Genomic DNA, 22,531 nt, shown 5'->3' with positions numbered 1-22,531 from the left:
ATCTCACCAATTGCCATCGGAAGGGGGCAAGGACCGCTCGGGCGGGTGGAGGACGTACACGATGCCGCCGCTGCCCGAGCTCCGGAGCCAGACGTTCTCGAACGCGGCCCGCGGATAGACCCGGCGCACGTCGGCGTCGCTCGGCGCGGCCGGGTCGTTGACGACGACGTCGCCCTCGGCGGTGAAACCGGTGACGACCATGATGTGCCCGCCCGAGGAGTAGCCGGACCCCGGCAGCTCGTGCGCCTTGAACGACAGCGACACGATCACAGGGATCCCCGCCCGTACGAACAGATCCAGCTCGGTGGCCGACCGCAGCCTGGTCACGAACCCGGCCAGCCCGAAACGGCCCGCGTAGGCCACGCTGAACGGCCAGTTGCCGGTGCCCTGGTAGCTGTGGTCGAACGTGCCGCGCGCGGCGTGGTCGACCCAGGGACTCGGATCGCCGGCCACCACCCAGGACAGCTCCTCGGGAGCGGGCCCGAGGCCCCAGAACCCGAGGACCATCGCCACCGAGGCGGGGCTGCACCAGTTGGCGCCGCCGCCGTCCAGCTCCGGATGGTGACCGGTGTGCGTGTACTGCGAGTGCCGGGGCACCACCAGCTCGACGGCTCCGGCCGTGCCCGGAAGGCTCGGAATGGGGGGACGCTGGGGGAGGGCGGAGGCCATCACGCCCAGGCAGTCCACGCGCGCGCCCGCACCGTGCGGCGTGACCCGCACCCGGTAGGCCGTGACCGGCCGTCGCGCCACGAACGTGTCGACGGCCACGTCGCCGTCCTCGTCACCCTGGCCGGGAAACGAGGTACGGATCTCGTCGTGCTCGGCCCAGTGGCCCATGACGTACCACTTCGACAGCTCGCCCGTCGCGAGCCTGACCTGCAGCTCCACCTCGATCCAGGTGCCCGGCGGGGTCCGCGCGGTCCACGAGGGGACGAGCTGGGTCGCGATGAAGCCGATCCGGTGTTCCGGGCTGGTCCATGAGGTCAGCGGGGTGGCGGGCACGGCGAAGCGGGCGAAGGCGACGCGGGCCGGGTCCACGGTGAGCACCGGACCCATTGTGGTTTCGTACCGGTTGTCGCGCATCGGAAGGTTTACGTACTGCGGTGATCTTGTCGGTGGTGATCTCTAATGTTCCGGCCATGAATCAAGCAGTGCAGGCGTATTCCTACGCCGGACCCTCCCTGCTGACCGACGGCAGACTCAGCCTCTCGCCCTGCGGTGGGGCGGCGTTATCCGGCTTCCGTACCCACCCCAGGTTCTTCAGCGACCGGCTCAGGTTCGAGGTTCGGGCGTGAGCGCTTGGGAGATCGTCGAGGAGGCCATCGCCACCCGTGACGCGGTCAAGGTCGCGGAGATCGTGCTCGGGCTCGACGACCAGGGCAGGAAGGAGGTGGCCCAGCGGCTGTCCGGCCACCTGCTGCCGCTGATCTTCGAGGCGGAAGGCGTGGGCAGGGCGCTGCAGGGGGAGTGGGTCGACCCGCTCAGCCAGGGCAGCTGGCCGGCATCGCTGGCGGAGCTCCAGCGCGAGGGCCTGATCGACCGGGAACTGCTGCTCGACGGCTGCGTCCGCCGCTTCCTGCGCGGCGGCCAGGCCGGTGACCTGCGCTTCTTCGCCCGGCTGCACGAGCTCGTCGAGCCCGCCCACGCCGAGGTCGAGGCGCGGGCCCGCGACTACCTGCGGTTGCTGCCCGCCGCACCGGCGGCGGTCGCCGAGCTGGCGCTGCGGCATCTGCGCCGCCTCGGCACGCTCGACCCCGCCGACGTGGCCGAGGCCCTGCAGGCGCTGCTGTTCAGGCCCGAGCGCAAGCTGGTGTCGATCGGGCTGAGCTGGCTCGACCAGGCCGTCCGCGACGCCGCCGACGATGCCGACGACTACGCTCTCGCCCTGGCGTACGCCTTCGCGTGCGACGCCCCCGACGTCCAGGAACGGGCCGTACGGCTCGCGCTCAAGCACAGCGCGCGATTCACCCCCGCGGGCGCCGAGGTGATCCGTGACGCGCTCGGACTCCTGCCGCCCGACCTCGGCGAACACCTCGTGGCGGTGTTCGGCGGTGAGGTGGCGGCCGACGAGGACGACGACGGCTTCGTCCCCGTACCGCTGCCCGGGACTCCCCAGGAGGATGCCGGCTTCCCGCTGATCGGTGACATCCGGGAACTGGGCGCCTTCCCCGAGCGCGAGGACTGGCAGGGCGCCGAGCGGTGGCTGGCGGGGTTCGTCCGGTTCTGCACCGACGACCGTGACCTGCTCCGCTCGGTCCTGGCACGCTGGACGAGCTGGCCGACCCGCCTGGACGTGCAGCCGGAGTGGCGCTTCCTGGACCAGTGGTCCGAGGCGATGGCCAGGCAGATCGTCACGCCCGAGACCTGGCTCGGCCGGTCGTCGTCGCTGCTGCCCTCGCCCGTGCGGGTGTCGCCGCCGCACCTGTTCCTGCTGCGACGCTGGGCCGAGGTCCACGCCGCGCTGCGGGCGGGCACACTGCCGCCCTACCTGCTGGCGACCCCCACGAGCGGCACCGGGCACCTGGATCCCGGCGTGCTGGTCGACCGGCTCGACGGCTACGAACGTACCGGCGCCAAGGTCATGGACGCCGACCTGTGGCAGGCGCTCCTACGGCTGCCCCGCTCGGTCGCGCCCGAGGTGGCGGCGCGGGCGGGCCGGCTGACGTCCGCGGCGGGCGCCACGGCCGCACGCTGGATGAGCGGTGGCCGGCCCGCGCCCGTGACCGCCGTCGAGTGGACCCGCGGCTCCACTCCCTACGCCGGGGACCGCGAACCCTCCGGCGGGGAGCATCCCGACCTCGTGCCCAGAATCGCCCTCCCGTACGGCGGGTCCGGGCCGCTCCGTGATCTGCTCGACGACCCGAGCGCGTCGCGGCGGGACGGTCACGGCGGCTACCTGCCGTGGTGGCCCGCCGTTCTTCCGTCGGACCGGGAGGCGGTGGCGCTGCACTGTCTGCCGTTCCTGCTCTACCACTGGAACGCGCCCGAGGTGGAGCCCGGCATGCTGTGGGCGCTGGCCCGGGCCGATGGGCCGGCGGGTGAGGGGGTCGCGCTGCTCCTGGCCTACTTCCTGGTCGAACGGGACTCCTGGTCGGGCGGGAAGCAGCCCAACGAAGGGGTCCGGGTGCTGGTCGAGATGGCCGGGCGGGGCGACCTGCCCGCCGCCGAGGTGGGGCGGCAGCTCGCGCTGCTGCTGCGCAGGACCTGGTACAAGCTGAGCGCGGTGGTCGAGTCGCTGGAGAGCGCGGCTCGGCACGGGGCGCATCTGGAGGTGTGGGAGGTGGTGGCCGGGTTCCTGGAGGTGTACCTGCCGGGGCCCGGGGAGCGGCCGCGCACCGCCCACACGCAGGCGCTCGGCTTCGCCGTACGGGCCGCGTCGTGGGCGGGGGCGCGGGGGGAGCTGCCGTGTGTCGCGGAGATCGCGCGGCGCAAAGGGAGCAGCGGCTTCGCCCGCGAGGCCCGCCGCCTCCACGCCCGGCTCACCTGATCCGCCTGCCCAGCGGCCAAGTGGCCGGGTTTCCGGCCGGGGCATGTCGCCTCGGCCGGTGGCGCGGGTGGGTCGGGGGCGCGGGTGGGTAGGTCAGAGGTACAGGCCGGTGGATTCGCCCTCGGTGGGTGGGGGGATCGCGCGGCCCGAGCGGAGCGCGTACAGCTCCGCCAGTGTCGCGCCCGACGGGCCGACGCCCTCGGACGAGCCGAGCCAGCCGACCGCCTCGTTCCTGGTCAGCGGGCCGATCTCGATCTGGGCCAGGCACCGGCCGGGACGTACGACGGCGGGGTGCAGCCGGGTCAGGTCCTCGTTCGTGGTGATCGCCACCAGCACGTCACGGCCCTGTCCCAGCAGGCCGTCGGTGAGGTTCAGCAGCCGCGACAGCCCCTGGCCCGTCTGGGCCTTGGCGGAGGAACTGATCAGCTCGTCGCAGTCCTCCAGCACGAGCAGCCGCCACCGCTGGGTGTCCTCGTCGGTGTCGTAGCCGACCGCCACCTCCATCAGGTAGCCCGGCTCGTTGAACAGGCGCTCCGGATCGAGTACGCAGTCCACCTGGCACCAGTCCTGCCACTGCTTGGCCAGCGAGCGCAGCAGCGTGGTCTTGCCCGTGCCCGGAGGGCCGTGCAGCAGGACGAGGCGGCCGCCGATGTCGGCCGGGGTGACCGCCATCAGGCCGTCGAGCGAGCGGCGTACGCGGGCGGAGTAGTTGCCGCTGATCTCGTCCCATGGCGAAGCGGTGATCGGCTTCTCGGAGCGGGTGCCGCCGTGCGAGCCGCGCCACCAGAAGCCCATCTCGACGTGGTCGGTGTCGGGCTCCGGCTCCTCGGCGCCCTCGGTGCACTCCTTCAGCACCGAGCGGGCCAGCTCGTCGCTGACCGCTGTGACGCTGATGGTCGCGGTGCGGTTGCGATGCCGGATGACCCGCAGGGTCCAGCCGTCGCCGCAGATCAGGCGCGACTCGGAACCGTCCTGCACCTGCGCGGTGCGGACGGTCCGGCCCTGCTCGGGGCGGAGCGCGGCGTCGGGGCGTACGCGCTCCAGGTTGGCCAGGCGGGACCAGGGCTGGACACCGGTCGCGAACGGCGACAAGGCCAGAGCGTCGATGACGTCGATGGCGGAGTCGGCGTCGTCGATCCAGATGTTCATCGGGAGCTCAGGGGAGTCCGGGCTGGGGAACGGCACCTCCTTGATCACAGACATAACAGTAATGATCCAGGTTCGCAGCCCGGTCTGTCGACGGCATTTGCGCAATTCCAGAGGTATTGCTGGCGCTCCCGGTGTCAGCCCCTGTTCAGGTCTCCGGTCTCCTCGACGAGGCCGGGCCCCGGTACGTCGCGCCACACGTAGGTGAGCTTGCCGCCGTCGAGCGTGAGCCAGACCGTGCCGGCGATGCAGTCGATGGTGTCGGGCTGAAGGGAGGAGGTGAGCTCCGTCCCGGCCACCCGCGTCAGTGTGATCTTGCCGGTGCAGCTGACGGCGCTGTCCTTCTCCGTCCACCGGGCGGTGGACTGCCCGGTCTTCAGGTCGATCGTGACGGCGGCGCCGTCGGAGTCGAGCGGGTTCGTGGAGGTGGTGCGGCCGGACCACTTGCCGGCGAACGCGGCGGGGATCTTCAGCGAGCCGCTTTGAGGCTTCTTCTCGGCGGCGGTCTTCTCGGTGGCGCTCGCCTGAGCGGTGCTCGTGGGTTCCTGAGTGGGTTCCTGAGTGGTGGTGCTCTGGCTCGGCGTGAGGGTCGAGGACCTCTGGGCCGCGGTGCCGGTCGGGGCGCGGTTGATCCACAGGAGGGTGCCTCCCGCCGCCACCAGGGCGAGCACGGCCGCCACCGCGCCGACCAGCAGGCCACGCGAGCGATTCCGCTTGGAGACGTCCGTGGTGAGCGCCGCGGCTCGCGGTCCCGTACGTTCCCCCGCGCCCGGGTTCGACATCGGGTTGACCAGGGAGACCATCAGGTCGCGGGCCGTAGGCCGGTGCACGGGGTCTTTCGCCAGGCACGACGCCATCAGCCCGCGCAGCCGGGGCGGCAGCTCCGACAGGTCCGGGTCGGCGTGCAGGACCCGATGCAGCACCGCGGGCACCGTGTCCGCGCCGAACGGGCTGCGACCGGTCGCCGCGAACACCATCGTCGCCGCCCACGCGAACACGTCCGACGCGGGGGAGGCGGGCGAGCCGGCGATCTGCTCGGGCGACAGGTAGGCGGGCGTACCGATCAGTCCCGAGGTCAGCGTCGCCGCGCCCTCCGCCCTGGCGATGCCGAAGTCCACCACCCGGGGGCCGTCCGGGCCGAGCAGGACGTTGGCCGGCTTGAAGTCGCGGTGCACGATGCCCGCCGCGTGGATGGCGGCCAGGGCCGTGGCCGTGCCGACCACCAGGCGTTCCAGCTCGCCGCCGCGCAGCGGGCCACGTTCGCGGGCGCGGTCGGCCAGCGACAGTCCCTCCACGAATTCGCTCACGACGTAGGGCCGCGGCCCGTCGATCGAGGCGTCCAGCACGCGCGCCGTACAGAAGGAGGCGATGCTCTCCAGCGCGTCGAGCTCCCGCGCCAGCCGCGCGCGGGTCTCCTCGTCACCGGTGCTGAGCAGCTTGATCGCGACCGCCTCGCCGTCGCTGGAGTGCGCCAGGTAGACGACGCCCTGCCCGCCCTTGCCGAGCCGCCCGGCCAGCCGGTACGCGCCCAGCGACGCCGGGTCGTCCGGGGCCAGGGGGGTCGCCATGGCGGATACGTTACCGCTCGCCATGCATCCGCATAGATAGCCCGGTACCTTGTGTCCTCGATCGAAAGTGTCCTTGATCGAATCACTGCGTACGTGGGGGTTTTCGGGGTGGCGAGTGTGACGTTCCGCGAGCGGGTGCGGTACTGGTTCGACAACACCATGTCGAAGGGCACGGCCTCGCTGATCGGCTGGCTGGCCGTGGTGTCGGTCGGGCTCATCGTGGTGGTCGCCGGGCTCACGCTCTGGCTGGCTCCGGAGGAGCCTGAGGGCGTCGGCGGCCCCGGGCAGGTGATGTGGATCGCGCTCATGCACGCGCTCACCCCGAGCAAGGTCGCCAGCGACAAGGGGTCGGTCGCCTATATGGCGGTGATGTTCGCCGGGTCGCTCGGCGGCATCTTCGTCGTCAGCATGCTCGTCGGCCTGCTGTCCAACGGCCTCAAGCAGAAGGTCGACCGGCTGCGCAGGGGCCGCTCCCGCATCGTCGAGTCCGGGCACACGGTGGTGCTCGGCTGGTCGGATCAGGTGTTCACGATCGTCGCCGAGCTGGCCAAGGCACACGCCAGCCAGCCGGGCTCGGTCATCGCCGTACTGGCCGAACGCGACAAGCTGGCCATGGAGGAGGACATCCGCGAGAACATCGGCGATCTGGGCAGGACGCGCCTGGTCTGCCGCACGGGACGGCCCACCGAGCCGCGTGACCTCAATCTGATGAACCTGGCCGCCGCCAGGTCCGTCGTCGTGCTCTCACCCGACGGCGAGGACCCCGACGCGCACGTCATCAAGATCCTGCTCGCCCTGGCCAAGCGCCAGGGCACCCGCCCGCCGGTGGTGGCGGCCATCGCCGCCAGCCGCAACATCGCCGCGGCCCACCTGGCCGGCGGCAAAGACGTGCACCTGGTCGACTCCGACGACACCGCCGCCCGGCTCATCGTCCAGTCCTCGCGCCAGTCGGGCATGTCCGTCGTCTGCATGGACCTGCTGAACTTCGACGGCGGCGAGATCTACCTGCGCGCCGGGACGGAGCTGGCGGGCAGCACGTACGGCGACGCGCTGCACGCCTACGAGACGGCCACCGTCATCGGACTGCGCACGCCCACCGGGGTCATCCTGAACCCGCCCATGGACACCGTCATCGAGGTCGCCGACCAGATCATCGTCATCGCCCACGACGACTCCGCCATCCGGCTCGCCACCGATGAGCCCGCCCTTGACGAGAACGCGATCGCCGTCGCCGGCGGCTCCCCGCTCGAACCCGAGCGCACGCTCGTACTCAACTGGAACGGCCGGGCCGACCAGATCGTCCACTACCTCGACGCCTACGTCGCCCGCGGCTCGGTCCTGGAGATCGCCGCCGACCACCCCAAGGCCGGGAGCGGCCTCGCGGACCTGGTCAACCTCACCGTGAACGTCAAGGAATGCGACACCACGGACCGGTACGCGCTCGAATCCCTCGGTGTCGGCCTCTTCCAGCACGTCATCGTCCTGTCGGACGACCGCTACAAGCCGCACCACGCCGACACCCGCACGCTCATGACGCTGCTGCAACTGCGCGACATGCAGAGCGCGATGGGCGAGCACTACTCGATCGTCAGCGAGATGCACGACGAGAACAACCGCGCGCTCGCGGAGGTGACCGAGGCCGACGACATCGTGATCAGTGACACGGTGATCGGTCTCCTGCTGGCCCAGCTGGCGGAGAACCGCCACCTGGCGGACGTGTTCGGCTACCTGTTCGACTCGCGCGGCTCGGAGATCTACCCGCGCCCCGCCGGCTCCTACGTGGCGTCGGGTACGCGGGTCACGTTCTCGACGGTCATAGAGGCGGCGCGCCGCAGAGGCGAAACGGCCATCGGCTACCGCGACGCCTCGGCGATCAACATCCCGCCGCACTACGGCATCGTCCTCAACCCACCGAAGTCCCAGCCCATCGTGCTGAACCGGCAGGACGCGGTGATCGTCCTGGCCGAACGCTGAACCCGGGTGACGGCGCGGATGGGTCCGGAAGGCTACGGTTTGGGCGTGAGGACGATTGACTGGGTAGACGGCGCGGTCGAGCTGGTGGATCAGACGCGGCTGCCGGACGAGTACGTCATGGTGCGGATCGAGACCGTCGCGGACCTGATCGACGCCATCCGGCGGCTGGCCGTACGCGGGGCGCCCGCGCTCGGCGTGGCCGGAGCGCTCGGCGTCGCGCTGGCGGCCGGCGACCAGGACGCCATAGCCAGGCTGCGCGCGGCCAGGCCCACCGCCGTGAACCTCGCCTGGGGCGTCGACCAGGCCGCCGCACACCTGCCCAAGGGGCCGCAGGCGGTGCTCAAGGCCGCGCTGCGGATCCGCGACGACGACATCGCCGCATGCGAGGCGATGGGCCGGCGCGGTGCCGACCTGCTCGAGGGTGACCGGCTGCGCATCATGACCGTGTGCAACACCGGCGCTCTGGCGGCCGTCGAACGGGGCACCGCGCTCGGCGTCGTCCAGACGCTGCACGAGCGCGGGCGGCTGGCCGAGGTGCTCGCTCTGGAGACCCGCCCCCTGCTGCAGGGGGCCCGGCTCACCACGTGGGAGCTCGGCAGGATGGGCGCGCCGCACCGGCTCGTCGCCGACTCCGCCGGGCCGTACCTGCTGGCCAAGGGGGATGTCGACGCGGTGCTCATCGGCGCCGACCGCATCGCCGCCAACGGCGACACCGCCAACAAGATCGGCTCGTACGCGCTGGCGCTCGGCGCGGAACGGGCCGGGGTGCCGTTCATCGTCGTCGCGCCCGAGACCACCATCGACCCGGCCACCCCCTCGGGCCGGCACATCGAGATCGAGGACAGAGGCGCCGACGAGATCATCTCCATCAGGGGCATGCGGGTGGCGCCGGAGGGCACGCGGGCGCTGAACCCGGCGTTCGACGTGACCCCGCACGACCTCATCACCGCGATCGTCACCGACAAAAGGGTGATCAGACCGTAGACCAAAAGCCCCAAACATAGGACCAGTCTGCGTACTCCGCGTTACGCTCGGTCGTCCCATCCTTCACTTTCTGGAGCAAATGGTGGCTATCGATCTGGTGTTACGACGCGACTGGCATGCCCGTGCCCCGCACGGCGACTACACGCAGCTCGACTCCACTAAGGGAGTGAAGGTCCACTACACAGGCGGCCGGGTTGACCCAGGGATCGTCAACGACCATGCGGGCTGCGTTTCGCTGGTACAGACCATTCAGGGCTACCACATGGACGGCAATGGCTGGATCGACATCGGCTACTGCGTGGACGAGAAAACGGAGATCCTCACCCAGCGGGGCTGGAAGTCGTACCGTGACCTGCGTGCGGGCGATATCGCACTGACGCTGAATCACGAACTGGGCGTGTCTCAATGGCAGCCGGTCCTGGAGGTGTGCGTGTTTCCCGCACGCCCTCGCGAAATGGTACGCATGGAAGGCACGTGCCACTCGTCCTTGACCACGCCACAGCACCGCTGGCCGGTCGAACGGCTTCGCAGGCGTACCGGCACCGAGCGGCAGAAGGGCCCCGACGGTCGATGGCTGCCCACGGAGAAGACAGCACGCAAAGTCAGCGGTTACGATCGGCTCTGGGTGACCACTGAGACCATCGGCTACTGGGACCGGATACCCATCGCCGCGCCGTGCGCTGACCTGCCCACTGAGACCAAATGGTCTGACGCCTTCGTCGAGCTCGTGGCCTGGTTCTGGACCGAGGGCCACATCATGACGCTGCGCGACGGCACTCGTGCCACCAGTGTGGCGCTATACCAGTCGCTGATCAGTCCGGCCTACATCGCACGGATCCGCGCTGCGCTGACAGAGGTGTTCGGCCCGTCTGTCGCTGCCTTCCCGCGCCTGGGCAGGCGGACTGACGGTGTTCCGCGATGGCGGGAGACGACTAACGAGAACAAGACGACAGGCAAGAGGCTCGCCGAGTTTCACCTGTCCGCCGATGCGGGCCGCCGGCTGCTCGAAGTCGCTCCGGACAGGGTGCCGAGCTTCGACTTTCTGCTGACCCTCACCAGGGCACAGCTGTCCTTGTTCATCGAAACGTCCTTGGCGGCCGACAACGCGGGGAAGGACAAGCTTGCGCAGAAGAGCCGGGCCGCCGCCGAGGCTTTCATGTTCGCCGTGCTGCTGGCGGGGCATTCGGCCTCACTGCGGGTAAAGCCTCCTACGAAGACCTGCAAAAGCGATATGTGGTTGGTGAACATTAGAAAACAGCAGTACCTGTCGCCACGTTCGGCCGCCGCGCACAAGCGGAACTTCGAGATCAGCCGAGATGCCTATGACGGTGAGATCTGGTGCCCCCGGACGGAGAACCAGAGCTGGTTGGCTCGTCGTAACGGCAGTGTCTACTTCACGGGCAACACCTATGTCGCGTGTCCGCATCAAAAAGTGTTCGAGGGGCGGGGGCTCCACCACTTACCCGCGGCCAACGGGGCCGGGCTCAACTCGGGCCATTACGCCGTGCTCGGCCTGGTCGGCAACGCCGGGCTGGTAGAGCCGCCCGATGGCCTGCTCAACGGCATCCTGGACGCGGTCGAGTACGTCCGGGAACGCGGCGGCGCGGGCAAGGAGATCAAGGGGCACCGGGACGGCTACTCGACCGACTGCCCGGGCGAGCCCCTCTACGCGTGGGTCAAGCGCGGCGCGCCCCGGCCGGGTGGCGGCGGCGGTGGGCCCGAGCTGCCGACGGCGCCGCCGTTCCCCGGGCGGCTGCTGAAGTACCCGCCCGTGATGCAGGGCGAAGACGTGCGTACGTGGCAGCAGCAGATGAAGGTACGCGGCTGGGAGATCGAGGTCGACGGCGCCTACGGCAGCGGCTCACGCGAGGTGTGCCGTCGTTTCCAGCGCAGCGTGAGCATCGACGACGACGGCGTCGTCGGTCCGACCACCTGGCGGCTGGCCTGGGAGGCACCGCTTCCCTGACAGTGGGGTCGGTCAGGGGCGAACCCGGGGTTCCTCGCCTAACAGGGCAACGCCTACTATCCGAACATGCATCTGGTAGCGGGTTTTCCCCCCACCAATCGGGATGACTGGCGGGCGCTGGCGCTTGAGGTCCTGCGTAAGACGGGTGTCGAAGCCGGGTCGCCCGAAGAGGCGCTGTCCAGCATCACGTACGACGGGGTGACGCTCGCGCCGCTCTACGACGCCGCCGACCTCCCCAAGACTCCGCGGAAGGACGTCGCAGGGGATGCCGGGTGGGACGTGCGGCAGCGGCACGCCGTGGCCGATGCCGAGGCCGTACTGGCCGATCTGGAGCACGGTGTCACCTCGCTCTGGCTGGTTCTGGGTGCCGGCGCCATCCCGGTCGGGCGGCTCGCCGAGGTGCTGCGGGAGGTCCTTCTGGATCTCGCGCCGATCGTCCTGGAGGCCGGGCCCGAGGTGCGGGAGGCCGCCGAGGCCCTGTTCGGGCTGGCCGCGGAGCGCGGCGTCTCGCCGACGGGCAATCTGGGAGCCTCGATCGGCACGGCCGGCCGGGACACGACGGCCGAGCTGGCGGCGCGGTGCGCGGAGAGCTTCCCCGGGATGCGGGCCGTCCTGCTGGACGCCACGCCGTACCACGACGCGGGCGGAAGCGACGCCGACGAGCTCGGCTGCTCGATCGCGCTGGGCGTCGAACACCTGCGCGCGCTGACCGATGCGGGGCTCACCGTCGAGCAGGCGTTCGGGCAGCTGGAGTTCCGTTACGCCGTCACCGACGACCAGTTCGCCGCCATCGCCAAGCTGCGGGCCGCCCGTACGCTCTGGGCGCGGGTGGCCGAGGTGTGCGGGGCGGCGGACGGCCGGCAGCGACAGCACGCGGTGACGAGTTCCGCCATGATGACCGCCCGCGACCCCTGGGTGAACCTGCTCCGCACCACCATCGCCTGCTTCGCCGCCGGGGTGGGGGGCGCGGACGCGGTGACCGTACAGCCGTTCGACGCGTGCCTGGGGGTGCCCGACGCGTTCGCCCGGCGGATGGCGCGCAACACGCAGGCGCTGCTGCTGGAGGAGGCCGGGGCCGGCCGGGTGGCCGACCCGGCGGCCGGCTCCTGGTACGTCGAGCGCCGCACCGCCGACCTGGCCGAGCGTGCCTGGGCCTGGTTCCAGGAGATCGAGGCCGCCGGGGGGATCACCGCGGCCTCCGGCCTGGTCGCCGGGCGGATCGCGGAGACCAGGGAACGCCGCGCCCACGACATCGCACACCGGCGCTTCCCGATCACCGGCGTGAGCGAATTCCCCCACCTCGACGAGAAGCCGGTCCGCCGGAGTCCCGGTGACGGGGGCGCACTGGCGGGGGAGAGCCCTGGGGGCGAGGGCGTGCTCGCGGGGGAGAGCCCCAGGGACGGGGGTGTGCTCGCGGAGGAGGGGTTGCCGCGGATCCGGTACGCGCGGGAGTTCGAGGAGCTGCGGGATCTCGCCGACGCGCAGGCGGAGCGGCCCGTGGTGTTCCTGGCCACCTTCGGACCCGTCGCCGCCCACACGGCCCGCGCCGCGTTCGCCGCGAACCTGTTCCAGGCGGGCGGCCTGGCCACCCAGACCGCCGGGCCGGGGACCGATCCCGACCAGATCGCCACCGCCTTCGCCGTCAGCGGCAGCGACGTGGCCTGCCTGTGCTCCAGCGACAAGATGTACGGCCTGCACGCCGAGGCGGTCGCCGCCGCGCTGAGGCGGGCGGGCGCGAGAAAGATCTGGCTGGCGGGGAAGGGGAGCTACGAAGGCGTCGACGACTGCCTCTACGCCGGGTGCGACGCGCTCGCCGTGCTCCGCACGACCTTCGACGACCTGGAGGTGACGCGATGATCCCGGACTTCTCGGCCATCCCACTGACCGACCCGACCCCCACCGAGCCTGCTCGGCCCGCCGCAGGCCCGGCCGAGGCCGCCCAGCCCACCGAGGCCGCCCAGCCCACCGAGGCCGCCCAGACCGCTCAGCCGGGCCCGGAGGCGGCCGAGGTCTGGGAGACGCCCGAGGGGATCGCGGTCAAGCCGGTCTACACGGCCGACGACCTCGACGGGCTCGACTTCCTACGGACCTATCCGGGCGCCGCGCCGTACCTGCGCGGGCCCTATCCGACCATGTACGTCAACCAGCCCTGGACGATCCGCCAGTACGCGGGCTTCTCCACGGCCGAGGACTCCAACGCCTTCTACCGCCGCAACCTGGCCGCCGGGCAGAAGGGGCTGTCGGTGGCGTTCGACCTGGCCACGCACCGGGGCTACGACTCCGACCATCCGCGGGTCGCCGGTGACGTGGGCATGGCCGGGGTGGCGATCGACTCGATCTATGACATGCGGCAGCTGTTCGACGGGATCCCCCTCGACCGGATGTCGGTGTCGATGACCATGAACGGCGCGGTCCTGCCCGTACTGGCGCTCTACATCGTGGCGGCCGAGGAGCAGGGGGTGGCGCCCGAGCAGCTGGCCGGGACCATCCAGAACGACATCCTCAAAGAGTTCATGGTCCGCAACACCTATATTTATCCCCCAGCCCCATCAATGCGCATAATTTCGGATATTTTCGCGTTTACCAGTGAAAAGATGCCGAAGTTTAATTCCATCAGCATCTCCGGCTACCACATCCAGGAGGCCGGGGCCACCTGCGACCTCGAACTGGCCTACACCCTGGCCGACGGGGTCGAATACCTGCGGGCCGGCGTCGCCGCCGGGATGGACGTCGACAGGTTCGCGCCCAGGCTGTCGTTCTTCTGGTGCATCGGCATGAACTTCTTCATGGAGGTCGCCAAGCTCAGGGCCGCCCGCCTCCTGTGGGCAAACCTCGTTTCCGGATTTAACGCGAAAAATCCGAAATCCCGGAGCCTCCGTACCCACTCCCAGACCTCCGGCTGGTCCCTCACCGCGCAGGACCCGTTCAACAACGTCGCCCGTACGTGCGTCGAGGCCATGGCCGCCACCCAGGGTCACACCCAGTCCCTGCACACCAACGCCCTCGACGAGGCGCTCGCGCTGCCCACCGACTTCTCCGCCCGGATCGCCCGCAACACCCAGCTCCTCCTCCAGCAGGAGTCGGGCACCACCAAGGTGATCGACCCGTGGGGCGGCTCCTACTACGTCGAACGCCTCACCCACGATCTCGCCGAACGCGCCTGGGCCCACATCCAGGAGGTCGAGGCCGCCGGCGGCATGGCCCGCGCCATCGAGGCCGGACTGCCCAAGCTCCGCATCGAGGAGGCCGCGGCCCGCGCCCAGGCCCGCATCGACTCAGGACGCCAGCCCGTGATCGGCGTGAACAAGTACCGCACCGACGCCGACGAGCCGATCGAGGTGCTCAAGGTCGACAACAGCGCCGTACGGGCGCAGCAGCTCGACAAGCTGCGCAGGCTGCGGGCCGAACGCGACGGCGGCGCCGTGACCCGCGCGCTCGACGCCCTGACGAAGGCCGCCGGCGAGCCCGCCCCCGGCCTCGAGCACAACCTGCTCAAACTGGCGGTCGACGCCGCCCGCGCCAAGGCGACCGTGGGCGAGATCTCCGACGCGCTGGAGCGGGTCTTCGGGCGCCACGCGGAGCAGGTCCGTACCATCTCCGGCGTGTATCGCGACGAGGCGGGCCCGGCCGCCAACATCGAGCGGGTACGCCGGGCGAGCGCCGACTTCGAGCGCGCCGAGGGCCGTCGCCCGCGCATCCTGGTGGCCAAGATGGGCCAGGACGGCCACGACCGCGGCCAGAAGGTGATCGCCACCGCGTTCGCCGACCTGGGGTTCGACGTGGACGTCGGCCCGCTGTTCCAGACGCCGGAGGAGGTGGCGCGGCAGGCCGTCGAGGCGGACGTGCACATCGTCGGCGTGTCCTCGCTGGCGGCCGGGCACCTGACCCTGGTACCCGCGCTCAGGCAGGCCCTGGCGGCGCTGGGCGCGGACGACGTGATGATCGTGGTCGGCGGCGTCGTCCCGCCGGGCGACTTCGACGAGCTGCGCGCGGCCGGCGCCTCGGCCATCTTCCCACCCGGTACGGTGATCGCCGACGCCGCCCTGGACCTGCTGGAGGAGCTCGCGTCCCGTCTGGGGCACTGAGCCGGCCTCAGTCCATCCGGCCCGGGGCGCACAGGGGCAGGAGCGGTTCCGCGGCCATCGTCAGGGCGTCTCGCCCGGGCACAGTGTGACGGAGACGCTCCGCTGCCTGGCCACGGGCGAGGTGATCCGCAGGGTCGCGAGGTGGGTGCTCCCGGCGCCCTTGAGGTTACGGGGCGAGGTCAGGTACAGCTCGCCGTCCTGCGGGATGGTGGCCGTCGACCGCCACACCGTCCTGCCGTCGATGACCCAGGAGAAGCCGAAGGTCAGCGGCTTGCCCTGGCGCTGGACCAGCCCCGTGAGCGTCACCTGGCCACCGGCGTAGCAGCCGTTGTCGAGGGTGCCGCCGACGCGCACGGAGCGGACCTTGAGCTGCCCGTCCGCGGCGGAAGTGGCCGTCGGGTCCGCGCTGGGGGTGCCGTTCTGGCTCGCGGGGTCCGGGCTCGGCTGGGACGTGCGGGTCTTCTTCGGGCGGGGTGTACGCGTGGGGGACGTGGCCGACGGGGTCGGTGTGGAGACGCCGGACAGGTTCCTGGTCTTCGGCTGCGGCGTCGAAGGGGTCAGCCACACGATCGCCGCGCCCAGCGCCAGCACCGAGATGCCGGAGGCGCCCGCGATGGCGACGGTCTTCGCGCGCCGCCGCCGGGGCCGCGCCTTGCCGCCGCCCCCGGCCTCCAGTGGGCTCACCTGCGTGGCGGCCTGGTCCGGCGCGGGACCGTACCCGCCCTGGTCCGGCACAGCACCGTACCCGCCCTGGTCCGGCGCGGGACCATACCCGCCCTGGTCCGGCACAGCACCGTACCCGGCCTGATCCGGCGCGCCACCGTACCCAGGCTGGTCCGCGCCGTAGGCAGGCTGCTCCGGCGCGGCGGCGTACGCGGGCTGGTCCGGCGGCGGCGCGGGCCGGGACTGTCCGCCGAGCAGGTGCAGCAGCACGTCCTGCATGGACGGCCGGCGGGCCGGGTCCTTGGCCAGGCAGCTCAGCACCACCGAACGCAGCGGCTCCGGCAGCTCACCCACCTGCGGTTCGCTGTGCACGATGCGGTTGATCACCGCCGGCAGCGAGTCGTCGCCGAACGGCGGCACCCCCGACGCCGCGTACACGATCACCGACGCCCACGCGAACACGTCCGCCTGAGCCCCCACCACCTGCCCCGCCAGCTGCTCGGGCGCCATGTAGGCGGGCGTGCCGACGATGCTGCTCGTCGAGGTCACCCCGGAGACCAGCGCGCGGGCGATGCCGAAGTCGATGACGCGCGGCCCGTCCCGGCCGAGCAGGACGTTCGAGGGCGTGAAGTCCCGGTGCACGACGCCCGCCTGGTGGATGGCGGCCAGCGCGGTCGCCGTCGCGACCGCGAGCCGTTGCAGCCGCGCCCCGCTGTGCCGGCCCGCGTGCTGCAGGGACGGTCCGTCGACGTACTCGGTCACGATGTACGGCCGGCCCGAGGTCGAGGCGTCGAGCACCTGCGCGATGCAGAACGGCTCCACCCGCCGCGCGGCGGCGATCTCCTTGGCGAAGCGGTCGTCGCCCGCGATGTCCTCGCGGAGTACTTTGATCGCGACCGGCGTCCCGTTGCGCGCCTGGCCGAGGTAGACCACGCCCTGACCGCCCGCGCCCAGTCGTCCGACGAGCCGATAACGCCCCACCGCCGCCGGGTCGCCCGCTCGTAGGGGTTCGACATTGGGCATAAGGGGAGTGACTCCTGTGACAGCTGAGAATGGACGTCCAGCACCCTAGCGCCAAAAGTCAGGATCTGTCGGAAGTTAAGCTGACCAAGCCTGAGAAAGGGGGGCAAGTGCGCTCGCTGGAGGACTACGTCCGTGGTGTGCGGGAAGGCTCGCGTACCTGGATCGCCCGCGCGATCACGCTCGTGGAGTCGACCAGGGCGGACCACATCGCGCTCGCCCAGCGGCTGCTGGTCGAGCTCACTCCGCTGTCCGGCGGGGCCACGCGGGTGGGCGTCTCGGGGGTGCCCGGCGTGGGCAAGTCCACCTTCATCGACGCCCTCGGCACCATGCTGACCGGCCAGGGCCACAAGGTCGCCGTACTGGCCGTGGACCCCTCCTCCACCAGGACCGGCGGGAGCATCCTGGGCGACAAGACCCGCATGACCCGCCTGTCGATGGACCCCGCCGCCTTCATCCGGCCCTCGCCCACCTCGGGCACCCTGGGCGGCGTGGCCGGCGCGACCAGGGAGGCCATGGTCGTGGTGGAGGCGGGCGGGTTCGACGTCGTGCTCGTCGAGACCGTGGGCGTCGGTCAGTCGGAGACGGCGGTGGCCGACATGGTCGACACGTTCCTGCTGCTCAGCCTGGCGCGTACCGGGGACCAGCTGCAGGGCATCAAGAAGGGCGTGCTGGAGCTGGCCGACGTCATCGCGGTCAACAAGGCGGACGGCGAGCACGAGCCCGCGGCGCGCAAGGCGGCGCGGGAGCTCGCGGGCGCGCTGCGCATGCTGCGTTCCGACAGCGTGCCGCCGCCGGTCCTCACGTGCAGCGGCCTCACGGGCGCGGGGCTCGACGAGCTGTGGCGCAAGGTGCTGGCCCATCAGAAGTCGCTGGACCTGGCCGCCAAGCGCCGCCGTCAGCAGGTGCGGTGGACGTGGACGCTGGTGCGCGACCGGCTGCTCACCGAGCTCCGGGACGCGCCGGCGGTGGCGGCGATCGCGGAGGAGGTCGAACGGGACGTCCTCGCGGGCACCCTCACCCCCGCCCTGGCCGCCGACCGTCTCCTGGCCGCCTTCGAGCGCCCTCGCCGGTGACCGGCATAGGTGAGTGGATCTCGGGTTGACAACATCGAGACGCCGGCTCCGCCTCTGACCAGGGCGATGCGCGGATGATGACCACGTGTGTTAAATTTTGGCCATGCGGTCAGAAAATGAGCCGAGCGGCCAGAAAGCGCGCTCGTTCATCGAAGAGGCGCGGCGGGCCCAGATCGTCGCGTCCGCGATCGAGGTGATCGCCGAGTCCGGGTTCGCCGGGGCGTCGCTGGCGCGGATCGCTCAGCACGCCGGCATCAGCAAGGGCGTCATCTCCTATCACTTCGCCGGCAAGGACGAGTTGATGGAGGAGGTCGTCAACCAGGTCTACAGCGCGATCGACGAGCACGTGCGGGTCCGGATGGAGGGGCAGGAATCGGCCACGGACCTGCTCAGGACGTACATCCTGGCGATCGCCGAGCACATGAGGGCGCACCGGACGCAGCTCAGGGCGCTCGGCGAGATCTACTACAACCTGCGCACCGCGGACGGCCGGCCACGCTACGGCTTCAAGGCCAATGAGGAGACCTACGCGGCGCTGGAGCGGATCTACCGCGCCGGCCAGGCCGGCGGGGAGTTCAGGACGTTCGACGTACGCGTGATGGCCGTCACGATGTCGTCGGCCATCGACAACATGTTCGGCTACTGGGTGACCTACCCCGACCACGACCTCGACGCACACGCCAGAGAGCTGGCCGACCTATTCGAGAGGGCTGTCAAATGAGGACCGAGCCGAGGACTGCCACGCGGCTCTTCGCCATCGACAACCTGCGCGTCGTGCTGACCGCGCTGGTCGTCATCCACCATGTCGCGGTCACGTACGGGAACATCCCGCTCTGGTTCTACACCGAGCCCGCCAAGGACCCCTCGGGGGTCGCGCTGGACATCCTCGTGGTGTTCGACCAGGCGTTCTTCATGGGCTTCTTCTTCCTGATCTCCGGCTTCTTCACGCCCGGCTCCTACGACCGCAAGGGTGGCCGGTCGTTCCTGCGGGACCGCCTGATCCGGCTGGGCATCCCGCTGCTGGTCTTCCTGCTCCTGCTGCGGCCGCTGGTGACGATCGGCTCCTACCGGTCCGACTACGCCTCGTTGCCGTACTGGCAGTACTACATCGGGTCGTGGGATCCGGGGCCGATGTGGTTCGTCGAGGTGCTGATCGTGTTCGCCGCGCTCTACGCGCTGTGGCGGCGCTTCAGCGCGCCGGTCGAGACGCCGTTCGGGGTGCGGCACGCGGAGTTGCGGGCCCGCTGGATCGTGCTGTTCACCGTCGGGCTGTCGGTGGCCACCACGCTGTGGCGCATCCCGGTGCCCGTCGGCTCCTACGTGCCGGTGCTGGGGCTGCCCACGCCGTACTTCCTGCCGCAGTACGCGGCCATGTTCGTGGTCGGCCTCATCGCCTTCAGGCGCGGCTGGTTCCTGACCCTGCCCGCCAAGGCCGGGCCGCTCGGGTTCGCCATCGCGGCCCTGGTGAGCGCCGTGCTCCTGCCGCTCTCGCAGCTCACCACCGGCGCGCTGTCGACCGCCGTGACCGCTACCTGGGAGTCGGCCTTCGCCGTCAGCCTGATCATCGGGCTCACCGTGGTCTTCAGAGAGCGCTTCAACCACCAGGGGCCGCGCGGCAAGTGGCTGTCGGCCCAGGCGTTCACCGTGTACATCATCCACCCGCTGGTCCTGGTCGCGATCGGCTACGCGCTGAGCGGGCTGCAGACGATCGCGATCGTCAAGTTCGCCGTCGCGGCCGTCATCGCGCTGCCGGTCTGCTGGGGGCTGGCCTACCTCGTGCGCTCGCTGCCTGGCGCCAAACGGGTGCTGTGAGCGTCGCGGTGTGGGGGAGCGGCACTCGCTCCCCCAGCCGGGAGATCACGCGTAGAACGAGTCGAGCGTGTCGCCGTAGCGCTCCTCGACGGTCTTGCGCTTGACCTTCAGGCTCGGCGTGAGCTCGCCCGTCTCCACCGTGAAGTCCGCCGCCAGGATCGCGAACTTCTTGACCGTCGCGTAGCTGGCCTGATCGGCGTTGACCTGCTTGACCGCGCTCTCGACCTCCGCGCGCATGCGCGGATGCTCGCGCAGCCGCTCGGGGTCGAGGGGCAGCCCCTCGGCCTCGGCCCAGGGTTTGACGACCTCCATGTCGAGCGTCACCAGCGCCGTGACGTAGTTGCGCCGGTCGCCGTGGACGAAGACGTGCGACAGGTACGGGCAGGTGGCCTTGATGCGGCCCTCCAGGTAGGTGGGGGCCACGTACTTGCCGCCCGAGGTCTTGATCAGCTCCTTCTTGCGATCGGTGATGAGCAGCCGCCCGGCCTCGTCGAGCTCGCCGATGTCGCCGGTGTGCAGCCAGCCGTCGACCAGCGTCTCGGCCGTCTCCTGCGGCAGGCCGTGGTAGCCGCGCATGATGCCGCGCCCGCTGATCAGGATCTCCCCGTCGTCGGCGATCCGCACCTGGGTACCGGGGAACGGCGGCCCGACCGTGCCGAACCTCACCGAGCCCGGCCGGTTGAGGAAGCTGCCCGCCGACGACTCGGTCAGCCCGTAGCCTTCGAGGATCGTCAGGCCCGCCGCGTCGAAGAACTCGGCGATGTCCTGGTTGAGCGGCGCCGAGCCGGAGATGAAGTAGCGGATCCGGCCGCCGAACCGCTCCCGCAGCTTGGCGAACACCAGCCGGTCGGCCAGCCCGTACTCCAGGCGGACGGTGAGCGGGATCGCGGCGCCGCGCCGGCGCGCCTTGCTGACCCGGATGCCCGTCTTCCTGGCCCAGGCGAAGATGCGCGCCTTGACGCCGCCCTCGCGCAGCACCGTGGACGCCACAGTGTTGTGGATCTTCTCGAAGATGCGCGGCGCGGCGGCCATGATGGTCGGCTTGAGCGCGCCGAGGTTGTCGGCGATGCGGTCGAGGCGGCCGTCGATCGCGGTGGCCACGCCGATGTCGATCATCACCACCTCCAGCAGCTTGCCGAACGAGTGCGACAGCGGCAGCCAGAGGAAGTGCAGGTCGTCTTCGGAGATCAGCTCGATCTTGCGGACCGCGTCGGCGGCGTACAGCCAGTTGTCGTGGGTCAGCTCCACGCCCTTGGGGCGGCCGGTGGTGCCGGAGGTGTAGATGAGCGTGGCCAGGTCGTGCTCGCCGATGGCGTCGACCATCGCGTCATACTCGGCCTGGGCGGCGTCGCTTGACGCGCCGGAGCTCAGGGAGTCCAGGGTGACCACCCAGCCGTCGTCGGCGGGCGCGCCGTCGATGACGACCACCTGGGTGACGTCCGGCAGTTCCTTCTGTACGGACCTCAGCTTGGCCACCTGGTCGTCGTTCTCGGCGACGACGATCGTGCTGCCGGAGTCGGTGATGACGAAGGCCGACTCGGCGGCGGTGTTGGACGGGTAGATCGTGGTGGTCGCGGCCCCGGTGGACAGCACGGCCAGGTCGGTGAGCACCCATTCGAGCCGGGTGGAGCAGAGGATCGACACGCGGGTGCCCGGAGCGGCGCCCAGGGCGGCCAGGCCGAGCGCGAGCCCGCGCACGCGTTCGCCGACGTCCCGCCAGGACAGTGAGGTCCAGCCGTCGTCCGATGGCACCAGATAGGCCGCCGCGTCGGGGGTGGCCGCGATCCGGTCGCGCAGCAGGGCGGGGATGCTGGACATGCCTACCTCCTGGTGGGGACGTTGCTGCCGACTCTAGGTGCCGCCCCCCATGCCAGTCGATGCCTGATCGTCAGACGCGCTGCCGTACGCCGCCGCGCGGGCGGGCGGTGCCGACCAGGCGCGCGGTCCGCACCTCCCACGCGCCGCAGGCGCAGCGCAGGTAGGACACGAGGCCCTCGGACGTCATGTGAGAGGAGACGACGGCGAGAGCCAGCGGATCGTGGAGGTCTCTGGAGTGCATGGCTTCAGCCTGATGTAATGGTCTTATGCATTTCAATGCTTACGGAGGCAATGGCGCCGCCCTGGCGGCCGCTCTGGTCAACGGCACCGACTTCCGGCCGGAGGCGGTCGAGGCGATGCTCGCGGAGCACGCCATGCTCCGTCCGCAGGTCACGCCCGAGCAGGCGGCCGAACTGGCGGAGTGGCGGCACCGCCTCGCCCCGCTCTTCGGCGAGCAGGACCAGGACACCCAGATCAAGCTGATCAACGACCTGCTCGACATCACCGCGTCCAAGCCCTACGTCAGCGCGCACGACGGCCGCGAGCCGCACCTGCACTTCTTCTCCGTGGACGCCGACATCGTCAGCAGGGCGAAGGACACCACCGCGGGCGGGCTGGCCATGGCCATCTCGTTCTCCGACGGGCGCCGGCTCGGCCGGTGCGACAGGCCGGGGTGCGAGACGGTCTACGTCGACACCTCGCGTAACGGTCGCCGCCGGTTCTGCTCGCTGGCCTGCTCCAACCGGGTGAACGTGGCGGCCCATCGGGCCAGGGGTCTTGCCGGGTAAATTGCCTTGCCGGGTGATTTTCGACCGGGTACAGTGCTCTGCGACGTATCGCCGAGCCCTGGGGGCAGTTGACGTGAGGGTCTGAGGTCGCGGGCACCGCACCTGGACGATTCCTTCGGCGTACGATCCTCTCGGCATGCGATC

At 70.8% G+C, this 22,531-nt stretch carries 17 protein-coding genes; 11 read left to right on the top strand and 6 right to left on the bottom strand.

Annotated elements, in window-relative coordinates; genetic code table 11:
* Positions 1 to 3: 3 nt before the first annotated feature.
* Positions 4 to 1,056 (bottom strand): peptidase C39 family protein, encoded by a 1,053-nt coding sequence (locus AB0H88_RS42485; RefSeq protein ID WP_357654319.1) that lies wholly within the window; start codon positions 1,054 to 1,056, stop codon positions 4 to 6.
* 83 nt (positions 1,057 to 1,139) lie between these two features.
* Between AB0H88_RS42485 and AB0H88_RS42480 the strand changes: the two genes are divergently transcribed.
* The gene (locus AB0H88_RS42480; RefSeq protein WP_357654317.1) at positions 1,140 to 1,295 is read left to right on the top strand and encodes a hypothetical protein; all 156 of its coding nucleotides are present in this window, start codon (positions 1,140 to 1,142) and stop codon (positions 1,293 to 1,295) included.
* Complete coding sequence (locus AB0H88_RS42475; protein WP_357654316.1) at positions 1,292 to 3,487, top strand: DUF6493 family protein; 2,196 nt, start codon at positions 1,292 to 1,294, stop codon at positions 3,485 to 3,487. Before AB0H88_RS42480 ends, AB0H88_RS42475 begins: the two co-directional genes overlap by 4 nt.
* 93 nt (positions 3,488 to 3,580) lie before the next feature.
* On the opposite strand, the gene AB0H88_RS42470 is transcribed toward AB0H88_RS42475, so the two are convergent.
* Positions 3,581 to 4,690, bottom strand: coding sequence for a DUF5925 domain-containing protein (locus AB0H88_RS42470; RefSeq protein WP_357654314.1), 1,110 nt, complete (start codon positions 4,688 to 4,690; stop codon positions 3,581 to 3,583).
* A gap of 80 nt (positions 4,691 to 4,770) precedes the next feature.
* Positions 4,771 to 6,201 carry a protein kinase gene (locus tag AB0H88_RS42465; RefSeq protein WP_357654312.1) on the bottom strand — a complete coding sequence of 477 codons (1,431 nt, stop codon included), beginning with the start codon at positions 6,199 to 6,201 and terminating at the stop codon, positions 4,771 to 4,773.
* Between the two features lie 117 nt (positions 6,202 to 6,318).
* On the opposite strand from AB0H88_RS42465, the gene AB0H88_RS42460 reads away from it, so the two are divergent.
* The 5 genes from AB0H88_RS42460 to scpA all read left to right on the top strand — a co-directional run bounded on the left by AB0H88_RS42460 (position 6,319) and on the right by scpA (position 15,210).
* Complete coding sequence (locus AB0H88_RS42460; RefSeq protein ID WP_357654310.1) at positions 6,319 to 8,175, top strand: potassium transporter TrkA; 1,857 nt, start codon at positions 6,319 to 6,321, stop codon at positions 8,173 to 8,175.
* Positions 8,176 to 8,220: 45 nt separating this feature from the next.
* Positions 8,221 to 9,159: an S-methyl-5-thioribose-1-phosphate isomerase gene (gene mtnA / locus AB0H88_RS42455; RefSeq protein ID WP_357654308.1), complete on the top strand. Its 939-nt coding sequence runs from the start codon at positions 8,221 to 8,223 to the stop codon at positions 9,157 to 9,159.
* Between the two features lie 79 nt (positions 9,160 to 9,238).
* Positions 9,239 to 11,125: a peptidoglycan-binding protein gene (locus tag AB0H88_RS42450; RefSeq protein ID WP_357654306.1), complete on the top strand. Its 1,887-nt coding sequence runs from the start codon at positions 9,239 to 9,241 to the stop codon at positions 11,123 to 11,125.
* 66 nt (positions 11,126 to 11,191) lie between these two features.
* Positions 11,192 to 12,982: a methylmalonyl-CoA mutase subunit beta gene (locus AB0H88_RS42445; RefSeq protein WP_357654305.1), complete on the top strand. Its 1,791-nt coding sequence runs from the start codon at positions 11,192 to 11,194 to the stop codon at positions 12,980 to 12,982.
* Entirely contained in the window at positions 12,979 to 15,210 is a 2,232-nt protein-coding gene (gene scpA / locus AB0H88_RS42440; RefSeq protein WP_357654303.1) for a methylmalonyl-CoA mutase, read from the top strand. Before AB0H88_RS42445 ends, scpA begins: the two co-directional genes overlap by 4 nt.
* 60 nt (positions 15,211 to 15,270) lie before the next feature.
* On the opposite strand, the gene AB0H88_RS42435 is transcribed toward scpA, so the two are convergent.
* The gene (locus AB0H88_RS42435; protein WP_357654301.1) at positions 15,271 to 16,896 is read right to left on the bottom strand and encodes a protein kinase; all 1,626 of its coding nucleotides are present in this window, start codon (positions 16,894 to 16,896) and stop codon (positions 15,271 to 15,273) included.
* Positions 16,897 to 17,003: 107 nt separating this feature from the next.
* Between AB0H88_RS42435 and meaB the strand changes: the two genes are divergently transcribed.
* The 3 genes from meaB (at position 17,004) to AB0H88_RS42420 (ending at position 19,781) form a co-directional block, all read left to right on the top strand.
* Positions 17,004 to 17,969 (top strand): methylmalonyl Co-A mutase-associated GTPase MeaB, encoded by a 966-nt coding sequence (gene meaB / locus AB0H88_RS42430; protein WP_357654300.1) that lies wholly within the window; start codon positions 17,004 to 17,006, stop codon positions 17,967 to 17,969.
* Positions 17,970 to 18,072: 103 nt separating this feature from the next.
* Entirely contained in the window at positions 18,073 to 18,690 is a 618-nt protein-coding gene (locus tag AB0H88_RS42425) for a TetR family transcriptional regulator (RefSeq protein WP_357654298.1), read from the top strand.
* A complete protein-coding gene (locus AB0H88_RS42420) occupies positions 18,687 to 19,781 on the top strand; it encodes an acyltransferase family protein (protein WP_357654296.1) in 1,095 nt (364 codons plus the stop codon). Before AB0H88_RS42425 ends, AB0H88_RS42420 begins: the two co-directional genes overlap by 4 nt.
* Before the next feature lie 45 nt (positions 19,782 to 19,826).
* Here AB0H88_RS42420 and AB0H88_RS42415 read toward each other — a convergent pair whose 3' ends face one another.
* Both AB0H88_RS42415 and AB0H88_RS42410 read right to left on the bottom strand, forming a co-directional pair.
* The gene (locus tag AB0H88_RS42415) at positions 19,827 to 21,599 is read right to left on the bottom strand and encodes a long-chain fatty acid--CoA ligase (RefSeq protein ID WP_357654295.1); all 1,773 of its coding nucleotides are present in this window, start codon (positions 21,597 to 21,599) and stop codon (positions 19,827 to 19,829) included.
* Positions 21,600 to 21,669: 70 nt separating this feature from the next.
* Positions 21,670 to 21,840 (bottom strand): hypothetical protein, encoded by a 171-nt coding sequence (locus tag AB0H88_RS42410; RefSeq protein WP_357654293.1) that lies wholly within the window; start codon positions 21,838 to 21,840, stop codon positions 21,670 to 21,672.
* Positions 21,841 to 21,865: 25 nt separating this feature from the next.
* Between AB0H88_RS42410 and AB0H88_RS42405 the strand changes: the two genes are divergently transcribed.
* Positions 21,866 to 22,387 (top strand): CGNR zinc finger domain-containing protein, encoded by a 522-nt coding sequence (locus AB0H88_RS42405; RefSeq protein WP_357654292.1) that lies wholly within the window; start codon positions 21,866 to 21,868, stop codon positions 22,385 to 22,387.
* The last annotated feature ends 144 nt before the right edge of the window (positions 22,388 to 22,531 follow it).

This window comes from Nonomuraea sp. NPDC050680, from assembly GCF_040654555.1.
Taxonomy (GTDB): domain Bacteria; phylum Actinomycetota; class Actinomycetes; order Streptosporangiales; family Streptosporangiaceae; genus Nonomuraea.
The sequence above is the reverse complement of the archived record's forward strand: the minus strand, read 5'-3'. Positions and strand labels throughout refer to the sequence as shown.